The organism is Variovorax sp. (genome assembly GCF_965279555.1).
Taxonomy (GTDB): domain Bacteria; phylum Pseudomonadota; class Gammaproteobacteria; order Burkholderiales; family Burkholderiaceae_C; genus Variovorax.
Window position 1 is genome coordinate 2,909,868 of sequence record NZ_OZ257247.1, and the last position, 18,822, is coordinate 2,928,689.

Consider the following 18,822-nt stretch of genomic DNA (forward strand, 5'->3'; position numbering starts at 1 on the left):
CGCGCTGGTGACATCGCGCGGCAAAGGCTCGTCCTTTAATCGGCTTGCTTGTTCCATTCCAAGAAGAGAGACGCCCGCATGACATCGAAGAACGCCACGCCCTCCCGCTTTGCTCTAACTGCCCTTTCCATGGGCCTGGCCGCCCTGCTCGCCGCCTGCGCGAGCACACCGCCGCCGGGCGGGCGCAGCGTGACCATCGAGCGCACCACCTTCGGCATCGCGCACATCACGGCGCCGGACTACGAAGGGCTGGCGTACGGCAGCGCCTATGCGCATGCACAAGACAACGTCTGCCAGACCGCCGAGCACCTGCTCACGCTGCGCGGCGAGCGCTCGCAGTTCCTGGGCGCGCAGAACACCGGCGACCTGGGCCTGGGCCGCGCGCCGAATGCGCAAATCGACCTGTTCATCCGCTATCACATGGATGACGCGGCCCTGGCGCGCGCAGGCGCCACCACCAGCCCCGACGTGCAGGCCGCGTTGCGCGGCTACGTGGCCGGCTACAACCGCTACCTGCAGGACGCCGGCGTCAACGGGCTGCCCGAACCCTGCCGCGGCAAGCCCTGGGTGCGGCCGATGACGGCGGCCGACCTGTCGCGCGCCACCGAGATGTCGATGATCCAGGGCGGCCTGGGCGCGCTGGCCGGCGCGGTGCTGGCTGCAGTACCGCCCAGCCCCGGCACCAAGACGGGCGCCGCCCCGCTCGACCCGAAGGAAGCCGTCGCCGAAATCGGCCGCCACAGCTTCAACGCCAACCCCGAGGGCGGCGAACTCGGCTCCAACGGCTGGGCCTTCGGCCGCAACGCCACGCCCGATGGCCGCGGCCTGCTGCTGGGCAACCCGCACTTCCCGTGGACCGGCACCAACCGCTTCTGGGAAATGCACCTCACCATTCCCGGCAAGGTCGACGTGATGGGCGCCACCGGCGGCCTGAGCCCGGTGGTGGCCATCGGCTTCAACAAGGACGTGGCCTGGACGCATACCGTGTCGACCGGCAAGCGCTTCACGCTGTACGAGTTGAAGCTCGACCCCAACGACCCGACCGTATACCTGGTCGACGGCCAGCCGAAAAAGATGGTGGCGCGCACCGTGGTGCTGCCGGCCGCGGCAACGGGCGGTGGTGCCGCGCCGGCGCAGCACACCTTCTACTCGACCGACTGGGGCCCGGTGATCTCGCTGCCGCGCGCCGGCCTGGGCTGGACCGCGCAGAAGGCCTACGCCATCCGCGACGCCAACACGCTCAACGTGCGCTCGGCCGAGAGCTGGATGAAGATGGCCCAGGCCCGCAACGTGGCCGAGCTGCGCGCCGCCATGGGCAACCAGGGCATGCCCTGGATCAACACCATCGCGGCCGACCGCGACGGCAACGCCATGTACGCAGACCTGTCGGTGGTGCCCGATGTTTCGGCCGACATGCTCAAGGCCTGCGCGCCCTCGCCTGCCGCCGCCGCGCTGCTCAATGCGGCCGGGCTGCCGGTGCTCGACGGTTCGCGCAGCGCCTGCGCCTGGAGCCGCGACAGCGCGGCCGCCGCGCCCGGCGTCATCGCGCCGGCCCGCATGCCGGTGGTCATCACGCCGGACTACGTGCAGAACAGCAACGACAGCTTCTGGCTCAGCAACCCCGAGACCGCGCCGATGGCGGGCGTCTCTCCGCTGGTCGGCCCCATGGGCGTGCCGCAGCGGCTGCGCACGCGCAGCGCCATCATGGAAATCCGGGGCCGCCTGGCGGGCAACGACGGCCTGCCCGGCAACCGCATGGGCGCGGCCGAACTGCGCAGCGTGATCTTCCGCGACAAGAACCTCGCCGGCATGCTGGTGATGGACGACCTGCAGGCCGCCTGCCAGGCCGGCGCCAGCGCGCTGAATGCCGACCAGGCACTGGGCTGCCGCGTGCTGTCGGCCTGGGACCGCACCAGCAATGCCGACTCCAGGGGCGCGGCGCTGTTCCGCGAGTTCTGGCGCAAGACCAAGGACGTGCCGAAGGTCTGGCGCGTGCCCTTCGACCCCGCGCAACCCGTGGCAACGCCGGCCGGCCTCGACATGGCCACGCCCGCCACGCGCGACGCCGTGTTCAAGGCGCTGGGCGAGGCGGTCGGCATCCTGCGCACCGCCGGCTTCGCGGCCGACGTGCCGCTGGGCGTGCCGCAGTCGCGCCTGGTGCGCGGCCAGAAGATCGCGCTGCACGGCGGCGACGAATTCGAGGGCGTGCTCAACAAGCTGGAGTCGCAGGGCCAGTCGCTGATCGACCCGAAGGGCTACAACGTCAACTACGGCAGCAGCTACATGCAGGTCGTGACCTTCGACGCCAACGGCCCTGTGGCGCAAGGCCTGCTGACCTACGGCCAGAGCAGCGACCCGGCCTCGCCGCGCGCCTACGACCAGCTGCCGCTGTTCGCGGCCAAGCAGTGGCACCCGCTGCCGTTCCACCCCGCCGACGTGCGGGCACAGCGCGAGGGCACGCCGCTGCAGCTCGCGTACTGACATCATCCCGTCCATGCCGCAACAGACTTCCCCTTCCCACACCGCCGCAAGCGGGCTCGACGAGCTGATCCGCATCGCGGCGGCGCAGCCGCTCGCGCCGGCCTGCGACCACTTCTACTTCCTGCGCCACGGCCAGACCGGGCGCAACGCGCAGCGCATCTTCCAGGCGCCCGACGAGCCGCTGAGCGAGCTCGGCCTGCAGCAGGCGGCACGGGCCGCCGGGCTGCTGGTGGGCGAGCCGATCCGCACCGTCGTCTGCAGCGATGCACGGCGCGCCTTCGACACCGCGAACACGGTGGCCGCCGCGCTGCGCCTGACGCCCTCGGCGCAAGAGGCGCTGCGCGAGCGCAATTTCGGCGCGCTGATCGGCACTTCGTCGGCCAACATCGACTGGGCTTGCGAGCCCGAGGGCGGCGAGACGCTCACGCAGTTCGTCGTGCGCAAGCGCGCCGCGCTCGACGCGGCCCTGCGCCAGCCCGCCCCGGTGCTGGTGGTGGCGCACGGCGGCACGCTGTACGCCCTGGCCGCGCTGCTGGGCGTGCCGGTCGATTTCAAGCTCCTGGGCAATGCGCAGCCATTGCGTTTCGAACGCAGCGGCCCCACATGGACCGTGACGCCGCTGCTGCGGCATGCAGATACAAACGGCGAGGCGGCCCTGGCCTAGGCACCCCGCGAAGCGCCCGGAACCCGCTCAAGCCGTCCACTCAACGAACCGCCACACAGCATGGAATTCAAGGACTACTACAGCGCTCTGGGCATCGACCGCACCGCGTCCGACGACGAGGTGCGCAAGGCCTACCGCAAGCTCGCCCGCAAGTACCACCCCGACGTCAGCAAGGAGCCCGACGCCGAGAAGCGCATGCGCGACATCAACGAGGCCAAGGACGTACTGGGCGACAAGGAGAAGCGCGCCGCCTACGACGCGCTGGCCGAGCGCGTCGCGCGCGGCGGCAGCCCCGACGGCCATTTCCAGCCGCCGCCGGGCTGGGACGAAGGTTTCGAGTTCCACCGCGGCCCCAACCAGGGGCCCGCGGACCACGCCGACTTCAGCGAGTTCTTCTCGTCGCTGTTCGGCGAGGCCGAGCGGCGCGGCGCCGCGCGCAAGAACTACAAGGCGCGCGGCGAAGACCACCACGCGGCCATCGAGATCGCCCTCGAAGACGCGCTCAACGGTGCCGAGCGCGAGATCACGCTGCGCGCGCAGACGGTCGATGCACAGGGCCACCCCCATTGGGAGAACCGCACGCTCAGCGTGAAGATCCCGCCGGGCATGCACCCGGGCCAGTTCATCCGCCTCGCGGGCCAAGGCATGCCCGGCCACGGCGGCGAGCCGCCGGGCGACCTGTACCTCGAAGTGCGCATCGCGCCGCACAAGCTTTACCGCGTGGAAGAGCGCGACCTGTACATGACGCTGCCCGTCACGCCCGCCGAGGCGGCGCTGGGCGCGCAAGTGCAAGTGCCGACGCCGACCGGCGGCGTGGTCGAGGTGACCGTGCCCCGCAATGCGCGCGGCGGCATGAAACTGCGGCTCAAGGGCCGGGGCCTCGCGGGCAAGACGCCCGGCGACCTGTACCTGCTGATCGAAATCGCGCTGCCCCCCGCCGACAGCGACGATGCCCGCAAGGCCTACGAGCAGCTGGCGCAAGCCACGGCATCGTTCAACCCACGCCAGCATCTGGGAGTCTGAGCATGGTGAATTTCACACTCACGACCGCCACCGCCATCAGCGCCTCGCACCCGCTCGCGGCCAGCGACCTGGCGCATGCCGTGGGCGCCGACACCGCCTGGGTGGTGCAACTGGTCGAGGTCGGCATCCTTCGCATCGAGACACCCGAGACCCAGCCCGAGCGCTGGCAGTTCTCGAGCGCCGACCTGCAATACGCGCTAGAGGCGCGCCGCCTGGAGCGCGACTTTGGCGTGGGACTCGACGCGGCCGCGCTGATCCTCGACCTGCAGCACGAGGTGCGGCGGCTGAAGGCGATGCTGCACGCGCACAGGCTGGGCTAGGCAGGCCCTTATTCGGTTCCCGGGCTCGTCCGGCCAGGCGAGCCGAGCGAGAATCCCGAGATGAGCCAACAGCCCCCCAAGATCCGATGCGCCTGGGCCCAGACCGACCCGCTTCTGGCCGCCTACCACGACGCCGAATGGGGCGTGCCCGAGCACGACAGCCGCGCGCTCTGGGAGAAGCTCATGCTCGACGGCTTCCAGGCCGGCTTGTCGTGGCTCACCATCCTGCGCAAACGCGATGCCTTCCTCAAAGCCTTCAAGGGCTTCGTGCCCGAGAAGATCGTCAAATTCACCGAGGCCGACGTCGAGCGGCTCATGCAGGACGCCGGCATCGTGCGCTCGCGCTCGAAGATCGAGGCCACCATCGGCAATGCGCGTGCCTATCTCGCCATGCAGGCGGCGGGCGAAGACTTCTCTGAATTCATCTGGGGCATGGCGGGCGGCAAACCCATCGTGAACCGCACCGGAAGCGTGCCTGTGAAGACACCGCTGTCGGAAGAAATCTCCGCCGCACTGAAAAAGCGCGGCTTCAAGTTCGTCGGGCCGGTGATCGTCTACGCATGGATGCAGGCCACCGGCATCGTCGACGACCACGCGGAGGACTGCCACCGTCACGGCGCAAGGCACAAAGCCAGGCCCCAATGAAAAAACCGGACACTGCTTTCGCAGGTCCGGTTCTTTTTTGGGCTTGTGACTGAAGCGGCTTGCGCCGCCTTCATTCGATTACAGGCCGGCTTGGCGCGTGAAGCTCAGGCTCTTGGCCTGAGCGGGGATCACGCTGCCAGCGAAGGTTTCGGGGCGCAGGTTCTGGCCCGGTGCGTGTGCAGCGGCAACAGCCTGGCTGCGGACGGTGGCGCGGTCGACCGACGCGGCCAGGACGGGCGTTGCGGTCGATGCAGCGCCTTCGTTGTCGCCATAAGCGTTGCCGGCACGGGCGGCTGCCACGGCTTGGGGCGCCACGTCGGCTCGGCTGTAGCCGGAGGTCAGGGGCTGCACGCCTTCGTAGGTTTCTGCATGGGCGCCAGCGGCGGCGAGCAGGGACAGAGCGGCGGCGGCGAGGATGTTCGAGGTCTTCATTTCAATTCCTTCTTCATTGGGCTTTTGAGTGCCTCCAGTGTGCACCACGATTCCTAGGGAAAACCCTATGCAATCGAATCGCAGTGTTCATGAAATTGAAACAATGACGAGGAACTTTCTGACTCCGCTAACGCAAGTGCCCTTTCATTCGCTCAAGACGAGCCGAGTTTGCGTACCTTCTTCCTGCTTTGCCAAGCGGCACACATCCGCATGCACATCGCGTGCCAGCTCCTAGTCTTCCTTCATGCCCGTGGCCTTGACCACGCCGCCCAGCCGGGCGCGCTCTTCGTCGACGAACTTGGTGAAGCTCGCCCGCGTGCCGCCGATGGGCTCGATGCCCATGCCCTTAAGGCGCTCGACCGTGGCCGGCGTCTTCATCGCGGCGTCGAGGGCGGCGGCCATCTTGTCCAGGATCGCGTCGGGCGTGCCGCGCGGCGCGTGCACGCCGGCCCAGTGGGCGATGCGGATCTCGGGGAAGCCCTCTTCCGCCGCCGTCGGCAGGTCGGGGTATGCCGAAATGCGCTGCGTCCACGTGCCGGCCAGCGCCTTCAGCTTGCCGCTCTTCACATAGGGCAGCACCACGATGCTGGCTTCCGAGGTGGCCTCGACCTGGCTGCCGAGCACCGCGGTGATCGACTCCGAGCCGCTCTTGTAGGGCACCACGTCGAGCTTGCTGCCGTACTTCGTCTCGAGAATTCCCTCGACGAAATGCGGCGTGCTGCCCGTGCCCGCGGTGGCCCAGTGGAAGCCGCCGCCGGACTTCCTGGAGGCAGCGACGAACTCCTTCAAATCCTTGTAGGGCGCATTGGCAGGCACCACGATGACCGAGGGCGCAAGCCCGATCATGGCAACCGGCACCAGCGCATCGTCCTTGTACGGCATGCTCTTCTTGATCATGCTGTTCGAAACCACGCCGGCCGCGCTCACAAGAAAGGTGTAGCCGTCGGGCGCACTCTTGGCGACCACGTCGGCCCCCAGGATCGCGCCCGCGCCGGGCTTGTTGTCGACGATGACCGGCTGGCCGAGCTGCTTCGACGCGCCCTCGGCCGCCGCACGGGCCATCAGGTCATTGGCGCCCCCCGCGGAAAAGGGAACGACCAGCCGGATCGGCTTGGTGGGCCACGCCTGGGCGGCGGCGCCCTGCGCGATCACGGATACGGCAAGCCCGATGGCCAATGAAGCAATGCGGATGGGAAACATGAGTGAGGTTCTCCTGTGTTGTTGTGAGGTATGAAGAAGAAGAAGAAAAAGCCCGGCACGCCAGGCTACTCGGCCTTGATGCCCGCTTCGCGGATCACCTTGCCGTAGCGCACCAGCTCGGCACGGATGAGCGCGCCAAACTCCTCCGGCGTGCCGCCGGCCGCGCCCACGCCGGTGGGCTCGAGGCGCTCTTCGACGTCCTTGGCGCGCAGCATCGCGTTGAGTTCGGTGCTGAGCCTGGCGAGCACCGCCGGCGGCAGCCCCTTGGGCGCCACCAGCCCGTGCCAGGCCACCACGTCGTAGTCGGGCAAGCCGCTCTCCGCGACCGATGGAATGTCGGGATAGGCCGGCAGCCGCTTCGCCGTGCTCACCGCCAGCGCGCGCAGCTTGCCCGCCTTCACGTGCTGCATCAGCGCCTCGGTGCCCGCGAAGAGCATGTCGACGTTGCCGGCCAGCAGATCGTTCACTGCCGGGCCGGTGCCCTTGTAGGGTACGTGCGTGGCCTTGGCCTTGGCCATCTCGAACATGTACTCGGTCACCACATGCAGGTGGCCGCCGGCGCCGCTCGATGCGAATGTGAGCTTGCCCGGATCCTTGCGCGCGAGCGCCAGCAGCTCCTGCAGGTTGCGCGCAGGCACGCGCGCGTTCACGCACAGCACGTACGCGCCGCGCGACAGTTGCACCACGGGGGTGATGTCGGCGACGGGATCGAAGTTGAGCTTGTAGAGCGCCGGATTCACCGTGTAGCTGCCCGCTATCAGCAGCAGCGTGTAGCCGTCGGGCGCCGACTTCACGCCGATCTCGGTCCCCAGCACGCCGCCCGCGCCGGGCTTGTTGTCGACCAGCACCGACTGGCCGATGCGCTCGCCGAGCTTGCCGGCCGTCAGCCGCGCGATGAAGTCCGAGCCGCCGCCCGGTGCGAACGGACAGACGATGCGAATGGGCTTGGACGGAAACGCCGCAGCCTGCGCCCGAGCGGTGCGGGAAACCAGCCCGCCGGCTCCGGCGAGCACCACCGCGGGGGCCAATGCGGAGAAGCTGCGGCGGTCGATGTTCATGCTGGCGTTGTTCCCGAAATTGATGGCGCGGCTGCGCGATGCAGACACCGGGCATTGCACGCCCTGGAACGGGTTTTGGCCCTCGGGATTTGTCCTAGCGCCCGCAGGGGATGGCCCGCGGCGAAGCTGTGCTCAGGAGCGCGGCCAGCCGCGTATCAGCGTGCGCAGCGCCACTCCGCCGCTGCCCTTGACCTCTGCGCGGTAGGTGCCCACCAGCGCCTCGCGCTCGGCTGCCGCCTGCGGCTCGTTGCGCCAGGCCAGCAAGGCGGCCACGTCTTCGCCGGGCGATGCGGCCAGCAGCGCCTGCGTGATCTGCTTCTCGAACTCGCGCGCCACGATCATCAGGTTGCGCGGGCGCGTCGAGGTCACGCCGCGCGACCACAGGGTGTCCAGCGCCATGTCGAGCGTGCTGTCGGGCAAGGCGCTGAGCTGGCCGCCGTTGCCGCGCGCCAGTTGCTTGACCACCGCGCTCATCAGCAGCTGGCTCGAGAAATCGATTTCGCGCACATCGCCCACGGCCATGCGTTCGAGCAGTTCGGTGCGCACCGGGTCGGCCGGCTTGGCGCGTTCGCGGCTGAAGAACTCCGCCTTGCCGGCCTCGCTCATCGCGGCGTAGTCGGCGCGCAGCTTGGCGAAACGGGCGACGGCGGCCAGCACCTGCGGGCTGGGCGCGGCACCGCCGTTGCCGGCCGATGCCACTTCCTGCTGGATCACGGCCAGGGAAGCCTTGGCGCTGAATGCGCGGCTGGAGGCAGCGTCGAGTGCCTTCAGTGCCTTGTCGGCGATGGCCTGGTCGTCGGGGTCCAGCAGCTCGCGTGCACCGCGTGCGACGGCGCCCGGCGCATACGAAGCCTGGTAGCGCGCCTGCACGCCCTCGAACTGCAGCAGCGCTTCCGCACGGCTTTGCGCCCAACCCATCAAGGGGGCCAGGAGCAACGCAAGCAACAGAAGGAAACGGGTCGGGGAAAGGCGGTTCGAAGAAAGCATGGCGACATTATTGGCACGCCCGCATTTCCCCTCCCTGACCTGCTCAGAACAGGCTTGCGCCGATGTTGATGAGCAGCGCCAGCACCGTCGTGTTGAACAGGTACGCGAGGATGCAATGCACCGAGCCGATCCGCCGCAAGGGCTTCGACACGAAGGACACGTCCGCCGTCTGCCCCGAAGTGCCGATCACCGCCGAGAAGTAGAAGAAATCGCCATAGGTCGGCGCCTCGTCATCGGGAAACTGCAGCCCCGGCTTGCGCCCCTTGCTGACTGCCGCGTAGTAGTCGTGCGCATAGTGCAGCGTGAACATCATCTGCGTGAAGGCCCACGACGACATCACCGTGAGCCCGGCCAGCGCGATGTGCGCGATCTTCTCGAGGCCGTGCATGTCCTTCACCACAGCCAGCTCGCCGCCGATGGCCGCGAGGCTCGCGATGGCCGACACCACCACCAGCACCAGAATGACGATCTGCCCCTCGTCCTGCAGCTGCGCGCGGTAGCGCATGTGCTGCGGCGATGACCGGATCATCATCGTCGCGGCCAGGGCCACGTAGAGGCATGCGCCGGTGTTCCATGCAATGAGCAGGCGCGTGACCAGATGGGCCTCGATGGCCGAGGGCAGCAGGATGCCGACAGCGATGGCAATGGCCGCGGCAATGAAGAGCCGTGGCCGCGCGACCAACTGGCGAAGAAGTGGGTGTCTTGGAGTTTTCATCTGAGGTCGTGCAGAGCGGCGTCGAGGATACGGCGCGCGCGCCGAAGTGGCGACTGTCGATGAAACTCCTTCGATGGCCCAAGTCCATCCCATAGAAGGCCGAGCGCAACCGGTTGGGGTCGCGTCGGCTCAGGACGCCCCGTCGTCCGGCGTCTTCCACGCGGGCGCCATCGCCCGCCGCGCCGCATTGAGTTCCGCCATCGAGATGTGCAGGTCCGCCATGGTCTGCACCAGCAGCTCCAGCAGCGCGGCGCGCTGCCGCAGGCGCACGGTCTCGGCGCGGCGCGCGCGCTGGGCCTGCCGCGCGGCGGCCTGGATGGCGCGGCCGGTCGGCGAATCGTGAAGGTCCGCCGCCGGACCGCCGGATGCTGCGCTCGCTGGCATCGCGCGGATCACGCAGCGGCGGATACGCCCTGGGCACCACCAACCGCGCCGGCCACTTCAGCGCCGACTTCGGCATTCGCCGCGTCGCCGCGCGTCTCGGCGGCGGGGCCGTAGTTGCGCAGGTGCAGGAAGAACTCGCCCATCATCTGCATCCACAGGCGCACGGCAAAAGTGAGGTATGCAGGGCTCACGCCGCCGGCCACGACCACGTCCATCTCCAGCACGACGAAGTCGCCGTGCTGCGCCACGCGCGCGAAGCGCTTGGTGCGGTGCCACGAGGCAAGCACAGCCTCCGGCAGCGTGCCGCCCTGCACATGCAGCGGGCAGCTCAGGGTGAAGTCGGTGTACTGGGTGGTGGTGACGGGGTTGCCCCACAGCACCTGGAAGCCGATGCCGTGGCTGGCGCTGTGCAGGCGCACCACGCCGTCCTGTTCGATGGTGGTCACGGCGCCGCCGGCGGCCTTGATGGCGTCCGACACCTGCTCGGGCGTGACGGCGTCCAGCAGGTCATTGAGGGGAGCGGCTGCAACTGCAGCGGCTTCGGCGGTGTTGCTTGTGGTTGTGTTGTTCATGGTGACCCTGTGGATGATGGTGATGGGTTAGTTGGTTTTCCTGATCGCGGCGTCCAGCGCCGCTGCATCGATGCTCAGGTTGGTGGCCGGCGCCACTTGCGCGAGATAGGCCTGCACCAGTTGCTGCTGCCGCTGCTGGCGCAGCGCGGCCTGCAGCTGCGGCTTCATCTCATCGAGCGTGGCGGTGCGTGCCGGCGTGATGTCGAGCAGCTTCACCACATGGAAGCCGGCTTCGGCCTGCACGGGCTCGCTGACCTGCCCCGGCTTGAGCCTGGCGACGGTGTCGCGCAGCTCCGGAAGAATGCGCGCGAGCGGCAGCGTGTCGACCTCGCCGCCGCGCTCGGCGCTGCGCTTGTCCTGCGAACTGGCGCGAGCCACGGCCGCGAAGTCGCCAGTGCGGGCCTGGCGCGCGAGCTTCGTGGCCTCTTCGCGCACCTTGGCCACGGCGGCCGCGTCGCGGTCTGGCGTTGCCAGGTAGATCTGCGCAACACGGTAGGCAGCCGGCAGGTTGTAGTTGGCCTTGCCCTGCTCGTAGGCGGTCTTCACCTCGGCGTCGGACGGGTAGCCCGCGGGCACCTGGCTCACCGACTCGAGGTAGCTGGTGCTCACGATGCGCGAAGTGACTTCGCGCGTGGCGGCATCGACCTTGGCCTTGACGTCGGCACGTTCGGCCCAGCCCTTGGCGCGCGCATCACGCAGCACGGCTTCGCTCAGCAGGCGCTGGCGCAGCCAGTTGTCGAGCACGGTGCGGTCGGCCTTGATGGCGGTGCGCTCGGCTTCGGGCAGCGACTGCAGCAGCCGCTCGATCTCGTCCTGAGCCACCGTGGCTTCGCCCAGGCGGGCGACCACCGCGTTGCCGGCGGCTGGCGCCTGCGCGCCAGCCATGCCGGCGGCCGACATCAGCAGCACCAGCGCGGCGGAAGAAGGCTTGAAGCGCCTCATTGCTTGTCTCCCGATGCGGGTGCGGCGGCAGCGGGCGCGGCGGCGGGTGCGGGTGCATTCACCGCGCGCACGTCGAACTTGCCTTCGTACAGCTTGTCGCCGTACTGCTGCGCGATCTGCTCGAACTTGACGCGGCTCTGCGCGGCAAAGGGCTGGCGCGAAGCCAGCACGCTGCCCAGGTCGACGGTCTCGTAGGCCTTCAGGATCTCCTGCCCCACCGCATAGAGCTGCGCGTTCTTGGCCTCGCACTGCGCGATGGCGGTGCGGTGCGTCGCGGCTTCGGTGGCCAGGCGCTGGCGCTCGGCCTCGGAGGCGCGCGCCATCTTCAGCAGGTCGTCGTAGGCGCCGCGGTACTGCGCGATCTGCGCGGTGGCTTTCTCGTTCGTGGCCTGGGCCTGCTGGCGCAGTTGCTGGCTGCCGGCGCCGGCCTGCTCGCGCGCGCGGCGCTCGGCCGCCAGTTGCGACTGGCTCTGCGCCAATTCTTTCTTGAGTGCCTCGACTTCGGAGGAACCCGCCGCCGCACCACCCGGCCTGGCCGGCGCCGCCGCGGGCTGCCCCGCTTTCAGCGCGGCCAGCTCGTTCTGCGCCTGCTGCAGCTGGGTGGTGGTGGCGCGCAGTTGCGCGCGCAGCCGCTCTTCCATGCTCTGGCCGCCCGGGGCCTGCTGTGCGTGGGTCACGCCGGCCGTGGCGGCCAGGGTCGCCAGCAGCAGCGCCGGGAAGATTTTTCTGGACACGGATGGCTCCTTAGAAACGCGCATTGAATTCGAGCTGCAGGGTGTCGATCGACTGCGGCGGTCCATAGACTTCCTTGGTCGAGATCCAGCGGCCGGTGAACCACATGTTCTTGTCGATCGCATACGAGCCGCCCAGGAAGTAGCCGCGCGCATTGGTGCCGCCGCCGTGGAAGGTCGAGTCGTTGTAGCCGTCGGGCATCGCATCGGGCTCGATGCGCTTGTAGCCCGCCAGCACGTTCCAGTCTCCGCGCGCGGTCGGTGCCGGCTTGCCGTAGGTGGCCTGCAGCATGTAGGCATTGCCGCCGCTCTTGAAGTCGGCCTGGCTGGTGCCGCCGGTGGCGCCAAAGTTGTTGACGATGGCGCCGCGGATGCCCGCGCGGTTCCAGATGTCGCGCGCGTCGTAGGCCGTGTTCTTCACGAAGTTGGCGTCCAGGCGCAGGTTGTTGCCCGCCACCGCGGTGTCCCAGCGCAGGTTCAGGTCGATAAGGCGGAACTTCGATGCCAGGCCCACGTATTGCGGCTGCGGCGTGCCGGCCGGGTTGAGCGGGTCGAGCGAGATGTCGCGCAGCAGCATGAGCGTGTTGCCCTTCTGCATGAAGGCAGGGCGCGACCAGTCGGTGCTGCAGCCGTCGGCGCCTGCATACAGCGCGCAAGGCTGCGAGACCTGGCCGCTGATGTTGCGGAAGTTGTAGTACGCCAGCGCGCCGCGCACGCGGTTCTCTTCGTCGAGCTTCCACTCGGCACCGGCCTGCGCGCCGAAGAGCCACTTGTTCTCGCTCTTCATCTTGGTCTGGCTGCGGCTCGGTGCGTTGTCCGACGAATACTCCAGCGGAATCAGGCCCAGCGTGCCGAACAGCGTGAGGTCGCGGTTGGCCGCGAGCTTCTTCTCGAACTGGGCGGCAATGCCGTCGAAGTTCAGGTCGCTGGAATACAGCAGGTCGGTCGACATGAACGGGTTGCCGAAGCGGCCCGCCGTCACGGTGAGCCAGTCGACCGGCTTGTGCGAGATCCACATCTGGTCGAGCCACACGCTCTTCTTGCTCAGGCCGCCGCCCAGCGTCTGGGTGGTCGAGACCGGGCTCTCGTCGCTGCCCGAGGCCAGGCGCACGCCGGCCTTGGTGTTCTCGGTGATGTCGGCGTACACGCCCAGCCGGGCCCGCGCGCGGAACAGGTTGCGGCGGTCTTGCCGGGTGTTCAGGATCGACGGCAGCGCCAGGTTGGTGTTGGGGTTGACGTCGTAGCCCGTGCCCTTGTTGAGCTCGGCCCAGTTGATCTCGATGTTGCTGTTGTTGCCCGCGTAGCCGCGCGACTCGTTGCGCACGCGCACGTCGCCTTCCACGCGGATGCGCTTGCTCCACTCGGGCGTTTCGTTGGGTGCGGCCCAGCCTTCGTCCTTGGCCTGCGCCATGACCTGCGCCTTGACCTCGTCGCGGATCTGGTCGCGCACGGTCTGCGAGATGTAGGGCACGCGCACGTCGCCGGGCTCCAGCCGCACGCCGCCGGCGTTGCTGGCCGACGCGGCGGTGGTGGCGGCCGACATGCGCTGCGCCTGCTGCGCGGCCAGCGCTTCGGTCTGCGCCTGGGCCAGCAGGGCTTCGCCCACATCCTTGGCGAGCGTGCCGCTCTGGATCAGGCCGCGGATCAGCTTGACCATGGCCGATTCGCCGGGTGCCGCGGCGGTTTGTGCGGAGGCATTGCCGGCCGCGAAGACGAACGCGGAGGCCACGGCCGCCGCGAGCGCGCATTTGCGCAGGGTCGGCATGGCGCCCCGGCTCGAGATGTTCTTGAGATGGTTCATCGCTTCGTTCACAGGATTGAATGGGTCAGGCAGGGCTTGCGGGGCGGCGGCGTGGTGGCGGTGCTGGTTCATGGCCGGCGCCCCTTCATGGAAACGCGCATCGGAAAGCGCAGCGAGGCCGGCGGTTTCTCGTCGATGCGGTCGAGGCCGCGCAACATGGCCAGCACCGCTTCGTCGCTGTCGGGCGTGCCGGTGCTGCGCACCAGTTGCACGCGCGTGGTCTTGCCGTCGGCGCCGAGCCAGATGTCGACCTGGATGTCGTCGAACACCAGCTGCCGCGTGCGCGGATCGCGCGACAGCGCCTGCTGCAGCACGCTCGACACATAGCGCGCATAAGAGCCGCTGCCCAGGCCGCCGCCGGCACCGGTGCCGCTCATGCCGCCGCCGCTGCCGGCCTGGATGCCGAATGCGTCGTTGCCGGCCTGTCCGGCGCTGTCCATGGTCACGGGGTCGCCGAGGTCTTTCGACGGGCTGGGCGGCGCGTCGTCCTTGGGCGGCTCCAGCGGCTCGACCGGCTTGGGCTCTTTCTCGACCACTTCGGGCTTGATCTTTTCCGGTTCGGGCTCGGGCAGCTTCTCGGGCTCGGGCGGCGGTGGCGGCGGGGGTGGCAGCATCAGCATCGGCGCGTCAGCCACCACGCGCTTGGTGCTCGCGGTGTCCGACAGCAGGTGCCATACCAGGGCCACCAGCGCGGCGACGATCGCCAGGCCGATGGCCACCCCGCCCCAGCGGCGCCAAAGCCCTGCACCACCCGCCTTGACGCCCGCGCCAGGCGCGAAAGCAGGAGAACTCGGGTCGCGAGGTTTCACTCTCCGTTCCTCACTTCTGCTTGCCGGTCACGAGGCCGATCTGGTTCAGCTCGATGCGGCGCAGCAGGTCAAGCACGTCCACGACCTTCGCGTACTGCACGCTGGCATCGCCGCGCACGATCACGGGGAAGTCGGGCGACAGGGCCTTCTCGGTGCGCAGGCGCTCTTCGAGCTCCGGCAGCGTGACCGGGTAGGCGTCGAGGAACACGTTGCCCGCGTTGTCGATGGTGATGGCCTTGGTCTTGGGCTTCTCGAGCGCCACCGAGGCGCTGGCCTTCGGCAGGTCGACCTTGATGCCCGGGATGCTGGCGTTGCTGGTGAGGATGAAGATCACCAGCACCACCAGCAGCACGTCGACGAAGGGCGTGATGTTGATGCCGCCCGCGCGCTTGCGGGTGCCGAACTTGGCTGCGGTGTTTGCCATGGTGCCCCGTCCTCAGGCACGACGCGCGACGGCCTGCGGCACCGAGCGGCCTTCGCCCTGCTCTTCCGCCAGGCGCGTGACGAACTCGTCGACGAACACGGCCATGTCGGCGCCGATGGCGTCCGAGCGCGAGGCCAGCCAGTTGTAGCCGAACAGCGCGGGAATCGCGACGCCCAGGCCGGCGGCGGTACACAGCAGCGCGGCCGCCATGCCGGGCGCCACCGAGTTGATGTCCACCGCGCCGGCCATGGCCGCCACGACGAACACCAGCATGATCCCGATCACGGTGCCGAACAGGCCGACGTAGGGCGCGCCTTCGATGGTGGTAGAGAGCCAGTTCATGCGCTTGGACATGCGCTCGGTCTCGCGCACCATCACGCCGTCCATGGCCGCGCGGATGGCGCCGATGGTGGCGGTGGACACGGAGTTCAGGTCGTAGCCGCGGTCGTGGCGGCGGCGCATCTCGTCGATGGCCACTTCGTACAGGCGCCACAGCGAGGAGTCGGCGCGCACGTCCTGCGGCACGGTGTTGTTGACGGCCAGGCGGTCCAGCGGCGCGCCGGCGGCTTCGCGGAAGTGCTCGATGAAGGCGGCGTTGGCGCGCGAGGTGGCGCCGTAGCTGCGGCCCTTGCCGATCATGATGGCCCACGACAGCGCCATCATCAGGCCCAGCAGGCCCACGACGACCCATGCGTCCAGCGGCATTGCGGCCAGGATGAAGCCGAAGTGGCTCTTGCCGGCCTGCTGCTCGTCGGCGCCGAACACGGTCAGGCGCGACTCGGCGCCTTGCGAGACGGCATCGGCCAGCAGCAGCGCGTCGGCGCGGGCGACCTTGGACACGCGCACTTCGTCGATCGCGCCGGTGAACGGTGCGAAGGCAGCGGCGGCAGCCTGTGCATTGGCGGCGGCGGGCGCGGTGGGCGCCACGTCGGCGCCGAGCGCGGCGGCGCTGTTCAGCGCGGGCAGCTTGGCGGCCAGCGACACGGTGGGACGGCCGCCGACGTAGAGCGCCACGCTCTCGCCTTCGGCCTTCACTGCAATGTGCGACCACTGGCCGGCCTGGATCGGCTGGCCCGGGGTGCTGCGCTGGCCGTTGACCTGCACGAAGGGCACGCCCTGGTCGATGCCGACCACCAGTTCACCGGCGCCGTCGCGGCGGGCATAGATGGCCTGGCGCGCGCCGAGCTGGTCGGGCTTGACCCATGCGGAGAAGGTGAGCGCGCCGCCGGCCTGCACGGCGAGCGACGGCGTGGCCGGCAGCATCAGCGCGCCGTTGCCCAGCTGCGCGCCCTTGCCGATGACGGTGCCTTCGACCGGCACGACGGCGGTCTGGCCGTTGTTGGCGTAGGCGGTGGTGTCGCGCGGGGGCACTGCGCCTTCGGCGAAGTGGTAGACCAGCGTGTAGTCGGGGTCGAAGGTACGCTGGCCGTTGCCCGAGGCCGGGGCCTTGGGGTTGCCGTAGTACATCCAAAGCTTCTGCGGCGTGCCGGCCGAGACGTTGGGCACGTCGACCCAGATCAGCGCCATGCCCAGCAGCGGATCGAACTGCTCGATCTGGTGGTTCAGCACGGTCTTGTCGTCGGCCGCGACGAAGCGCAGGTCGGCGCCGGTCTCGCTCACGCCTTCGAACTTGAAGTTGCCGGTGTGCAGGCGCACCAGCACGGGCACGCGCCCGGCATCGCTGCCGATGGCGCCGGCCTGCGGGCCGCCGTCGATGGTGACGGGTTTGCGGTAGGACCACTCGGCTTGCCACCAGGCGTGGGCCAGGCCCGGCAAGAGCGTGCTCAGCAGCGTGAGCACGATGAAAAGTATGCGTCGCATGACAGGGGTCTCCGAAAAGCTCGTAGAGAGAAAAATTGAAAGAAGGAAACTGGAAGCCGCGTCGTCAGTAGTTCGCGGTCAGGCTGAAATTCACGCGCGGGTCGTGGCGCTTGGTGCGGGGCCCGTCCTTCAGCGGATAGCCGAAATCGACGCGGCCCGAGAAGTACTGCCCCACCTTGAAGGTCGTGCCCAGGCCCACGGACGCCAGCTGGAACTTGTCGTTCTGCTCGGGCAGCGGGCTCTTCAGGCGCAGGCGCGCCGCATCGGCGAAGGCATACACGCGCCAGTTCTCCACCAGCGGGCCCAGCAGGGTGATGGGCTGGCTGCGCAGCTCGAGCGAGCCGACCACGCCGTAGTCGCCGGTGACTTCAGCCGACAGGTAGCCGCGCACAGAGTTCATGCCGCCGCCTGCGATCTGCTCGCTGGACACCAGCGGCGAGTCGGTCATCTGCGCGTTGAAACGTGCCGCCAGCTGCTGTCCGCCGTCGAAGGTGTAGGTGCCGTTGAGGTCGGTCTTCAGCACCATGAAGCTGGGCGAGGCCTTGTAGCGCTTGTAGTCGAAGGCGGCCCAGTCGCTGGTGTAGCCGAACGAGCTGCTCGTGCCCACCACCAGCGACACGCCCACGCCGTACTGGCTCTTGTCGCTCTGGCGGAAGCCCGAGTAAGACAGCGTGATGGGCGCGTACTTCAGCGGCACGGTGTCGCCGCTGCCCTTCAGGCGCAGCGCTTCCTCGTTGTTCTTGAAGTCGACGCCCACGCTGAAGGCATGCCACCAGTTGCCGGTGTTGGGCACGGTGTAGGTCGCCTTCAGCCCGAACGAATGGCCCTTGCCCAGCACGTTGGTGCCGCCGGTGGTGGCCACGTCGCTGTCGGACACGTAGGCGTTGCCTTCCAGGCTCCAGTTGGTGCCGGCCAGCGGCGCGTTGTAGCTTGCGGAGATGACCTTGGTCTGGCTCAGGTCCTGCGGCGCGCCGAAGAAGCTGATCGATGCGCTGTGGCCCATCTGCCAGAGGTTGTCGTGGCCCAGCGATGCGGTGGCGCGCAGCTTGCGCGTGTCGGCGCTGTAGTCGTTGTTCAGGCCGACGCTGGCACGCCAGGGGTTGCTGTCGTCCACCTTCAGGTCGACGTCCATCGTGCCCGGCATGCTGCCCTGGCGCACCAGCGGCATCACCTGCCGCTTGGGGCTGCGGTTGAGCGCGGAAAGCTCGGCCTGCGCGGTGTTGAAGTTGGGCACGCCGCCCTCCTTCAGCGCCGGCACCTGGTCGCGCACGTCGAGCGGCGAGTTGTACTCGGCACCCACCACGCGCACGCGGCCCACGCGGGTCTCGTTGACCTGCAGGAACACGATGCCCTGCGTGACCTGCTGTTCGGGCAGGTCGACGTACACCGACTGGTAGCCGGCCGCCTGGTAGGCCGCGAGCAGCGCGTCGCGCGCGCCCTCCACGTCTTTCAGCGTGCGCTCGGGGCCGAGAAAGGGCGTGACCGCCTTCTCGATGGCACGGGCGTCGAGCACGGTGTTGCCGCGCACGATGTATTCGGCAATGTCGACCTTGCGGGTCGACTCGGGTGCTGCCGCGGCGGCCGGGGCTGCCGCGGGTGTGGATGCGGGTGTGGACGGCGCCGGGGCCTGGGCGAACACCGCGCCCTGGGCGCTCATCGCCACCACTGCCAGCCACACCGCTCTCCAACACATCGGTGGGCCATTCTTCATGTCATGCATTTACAGCTCGTTCTCAAAGATGAAGCTCGCTTGGCAGCAGGGCATGTCGGAGAGACGCCATGTCGCTGCTGCGTACGCTTATCTAGACGCGCG

At 68.9% G+C, this 18,822-nt stretch carries 19 protein-coding genes; 5 read left to right on the top strand and 14 right to left on the bottom strand.

All coding sequences use genetic code 11. The features are described from left to right. Positions 1-78: 78 nt before the first annotated feature. The 5 genes from ACQY8B_RS13910 to ACQY8B_RS13930 are packed head-to-tail and all read left to right on the top strand — an operon-like array spanning position 79 to position 5,133. Positions 79-2,481: an acylase gene (locus ACQY8B_RS13910; protein ID WP_422087239.1), complete on the top strand. Its 2,403-nt coding sequence runs from the start codon at positions 79-81 to the stop codon at positions 2,479-2,481. Positions 2,482-2,494: 13 nt separating this feature from the next. After that, entirely contained in the window at positions 2,495-3,145 is a 651-nt protein-coding gene (locus tag ACQY8B_RS13915) for a histidine phosphatase family protein (RefSeq protein ID WP_422087240.1), read from the top strand. Between the two features lie 60 nt (positions 3,146-3,205). Beyond that, a complete protein-coding gene (locus ACQY8B_RS13920; RefSeq protein ID WP_422087241.1) occupies positions 3,206-4,168 on the top strand; it encodes a DnaJ C-terminal domain-containing protein in 963 nt (320 codons plus the stop codon). Between the two features lie 2 nt (positions 4,169-4,170). Then, positions 4,171-4,488 carry a chaperone modulator CbpM gene (locus ACQY8B_RS13925; RefSeq protein WP_422087242.1) on the top strand — a complete coding sequence of 106 codons (318 nt, stop codon included), beginning with the start codon at positions 4,171-4,173 and terminating at the stop codon, positions 4,486-4,488. Between the two features lie 60 nt (positions 4,489-4,548). Next, positions 4,549-5,133, top strand: coding sequence for a DNA-3-methyladenine glycosylase I (locus tag ACQY8B_RS13930; protein ID WP_422087243.1), 585 nt, complete (start codon positions 4,549-4,551; stop codon positions 5,131-5,133). Positions 5,134-5,211: 78 nt separating this feature from the next. Here the strand turns inward: ACQY8B_RS13930 and ACQY8B_RS13935 are convergent, their stop codons facing one another. From ACQY8B_RS13935 to ACQY8B_RS14000, 14 genes are all read right to left on the bottom strand, one after another. Beyond that, complete coding sequence (locus ACQY8B_RS13935; RefSeq protein WP_081266769.1) at positions 5,212-5,565, bottom strand: alpha/beta hydrolase; 354 nt, start codon at positions 5,563-5,565, stop codon at positions 5,212-5,214. Positions 5,566-5,796: 231 nt separating this feature from the next. Next, a complete protein-coding gene (locus ACQY8B_RS13940; protein ID WP_422087244.1) occupies positions 5,797-6,765 on the bottom strand; it encodes a Bug family tripartite tricarboxylate transporter substrate binding protein in 969 nt (322 codons plus the stop codon). Between the two features lie 65 nt (positions 6,766-6,830). Next, positions 6,831-7,823 (bottom strand): Bug family tripartite tricarboxylate transporter substrate binding protein, encoded by a 993-nt coding sequence (locus ACQY8B_RS13945; protein ID WP_422087245.1) that lies wholly within the window; start codon positions 7,821-7,823, stop codon positions 6,831-6,833. Positions 7,824-7,955: 132 nt separating this feature from the next. After that, entirely contained in the window at positions 7,956-8,759 is an 804-nt protein-coding gene (locus ACQY8B_RS13950; protein WP_428745028.1) for a hypothetical protein, read from the bottom strand. 94 nt (positions 8,760-8,853) lie between these two features. Continuing rightward, complete coding sequence (locus ACQY8B_RS13955; RefSeq protein WP_422087247.1) at positions 8,854-9,525, bottom strand: DUF1345 domain-containing protein; 672 nt, start codon at positions 9,523-9,525, stop codon at positions 8,854-8,856. Positions 9,526-9,654: 129 nt separating this feature from the next. Next, entirely contained in the window at positions 9,655-9,909 is a 255-nt protein-coding gene (locus ACQY8B_RS13960; protein WP_422087248.1) for a hypothetical protein, read from the bottom strand. Between the two features lie 8 nt (positions 9,910-9,917). After that, positions 9,918-10,481: a YbjN domain-containing protein gene (locus tag ACQY8B_RS13965; RefSeq protein ID WP_422087249.1), complete on the bottom strand. Its 564-nt coding sequence runs from the start codon at positions 10,479-10,481 to the stop codon at positions 9,918-9,920. Positions 10,482-10,508: 27 nt separating this feature from the next. Next, on the bottom strand, positions 10,509-11,423 hold the full coding sequence (locus ACQY8B_RS13970) for a peptidylprolyl isomerase (protein WP_422087250.1): 915 nt from the start codon (positions 11,421-11,423) through the stop codon (positions 10,509-10,511). Continuing rightward, entirely contained in the window at positions 11,420-12,157 is a 738-nt protein-coding gene (locus tag ACQY8B_RS13975; protein WP_422087251.1) for a hypothetical protein, read from the bottom strand. Before ACQY8B_RS13975 ends, ACQY8B_RS13970 begins: the two co-directional genes overlap by 4 nt. 10 nt (positions 12,158-12,167) lie before the next feature. Beyond that, positions 12,168-13,955, bottom strand: a complete 1,788-nt coding sequence (locus ACQY8B_RS13980) for a putative porin (protein ID WP_422087252.1) — start codon at positions 13,953-13,955, stop codon at positions 12,168-12,170. Between the two features lie 68 nt (positions 13,956-14,023). Further along, positions 14,024-14,764: an energy transducer TonB family protein gene (locus ACQY8B_RS13985; RefSeq protein WP_422087253.1), complete on the bottom strand. Its 741-nt coding sequence runs from the start codon at positions 14,762-14,764 to the stop codon at positions 14,024-14,026. A 10-nt stretch (positions 14,765-14,774) separates the two neighbouring features. After that, positions 14,775-15,188 (bottom strand): ExbD/TolR family protein, encoded by a 414-nt coding sequence (locus tag ACQY8B_RS13990; RefSeq protein ID WP_258352369.1) that lies wholly within the window; start codon positions 15,186-15,188, stop codon positions 14,775-14,777. Between the two features lie 12 nt (positions 15,189-15,200). Continuing rightward, positions 15,201-17,009, bottom strand: a complete 1,809-nt coding sequence (locus ACQY8B_RS13995) for a DUF2341 domain-containing protein (protein ID WP_422087254.1) — start codon at positions 17,007-17,009, stop codon at positions 15,201-15,203. A 64-nt stretch (positions 17,010-17,073) separates the two neighbouring features. Further along, positions 17,074-18,702, bottom strand: a complete 1,629-nt coding sequence (locus ACQY8B_RS14000) for a ShlB/FhaC/HecB family hemolysin secretion/activation protein (protein WP_422087255.1) — start codon at positions 18,700-18,702, stop codon at positions 17,074-17,076. Positions 18,703-18,822: the final 120 nt, after the last annotated feature.

Coding starts and splice junctions, on each gene's coding strand:
- ACQY8B_RS13925 (WP_422087242.1), top strand. CDS start 4,171: ATGGTGAATTTCACACTCACGACCGCCACCGCCATCAGCGCCTCGCAC.
- ACQY8B_RS13995 (WP_422087254.1), bottom strand. CDS start 17,009: ATGCGACGCATACTTTTCATCGTGCTCACGCTGCTGAGCACGCTCTTG.
- ACQY8B_RS13910 (WP_422087239.1), top strand. CDS start 79: ATGACATCGAAGAACGCCACGCCCTCCCGCTTTGCTCTAACTGCCCTT.
- ACQY8B_RS13945 (WP_422087245.1), bottom strand. CDS start 7,823: ATGAACATCGACCGCCGCAGCTTCTCCGCATTGGCCCCCGCGGTGGTG.
- ACQY8B_RS13940 (WP_422087244.1), bottom strand. CDS start 6,765: ATGTTTCCCATCCGCATTGCTTCATTGGCCATCGGGCTTGCCGTATCC.
- ACQY8B_RS14000 (WP_422087255.1), bottom strand. CDS start 18,702: ATGTGTTGGAGAGCGGTGTGGCTGGCAGTGGTGGCGATGAGCGCCCAG.
- ACQY8B_RS13915 (WP_422087240.1), top strand. CDS start 2,495: ATGCCGCAACAGACTTCCCCTTCCCACACCGCCGCAAGCGGGCTCGAC.
- ACQY8B_RS13930 (WP_422087243.1), top strand. CDS start 4,549: ATGAGCCAACAGCCCCCCAAGATCCGATGCGCCTGGGCCCAGACCGAC.
- ACQY8B_RS13980 (WP_422087252.1), bottom strand. CDS start 13,955: ATGAACCATCTCAAGAACATCTCGAGCCGGGGCGCCATGCCGACCCTG.
- ACQY8B_RS13960 (WP_422087248.1), bottom strand. CDS start 9,909: ATGCCAGCGAGCGCAGCATCCGGCGGTCCGGCGGCGGACCTTCACGAT.
- ACQY8B_RS13990 (WP_258352369.1), bottom strand. CDS start 15,188: ATGGCAAACACCGCAGCCAAGTTCGGCACCCGCAAGCGCGCGGGCGGC.
- ACQY8B_RS13955 (WP_422087247.1), bottom strand. CDS start 9,525: ATGAAAACTCCAAGACACCCACTTCTTCGCCAGTTGGTCGCGCGGCCA.
- ACQY8B_RS13970 (WP_422087250.1), bottom strand. CDS start 11,423: ATGAGGCGCTTCAAGCCTTCTTCCGCCGCGCTGGTGCTGCTGATGTCG.
- ACQY8B_RS13920 (WP_422087241.1), top strand. CDS start 3,206: ATGGAATTCAAGGACTACTACAGCGCTCTGGGCATCGACCGCACCGCG.
- ACQY8B_RS13965 (WP_422087249.1), bottom strand. CDS start 10,481: ATGAACAACACAACCACAAGCAACACCGCCGAAGCCGCTGCAGTTGCA.
- ACQY8B_RS13935 (WP_081266769.1), bottom strand. CDS start 5,565: ATGAAGACCTCGAACATCCTCGCCGCCGCCGCTCTGTCCCTGCTCGCC.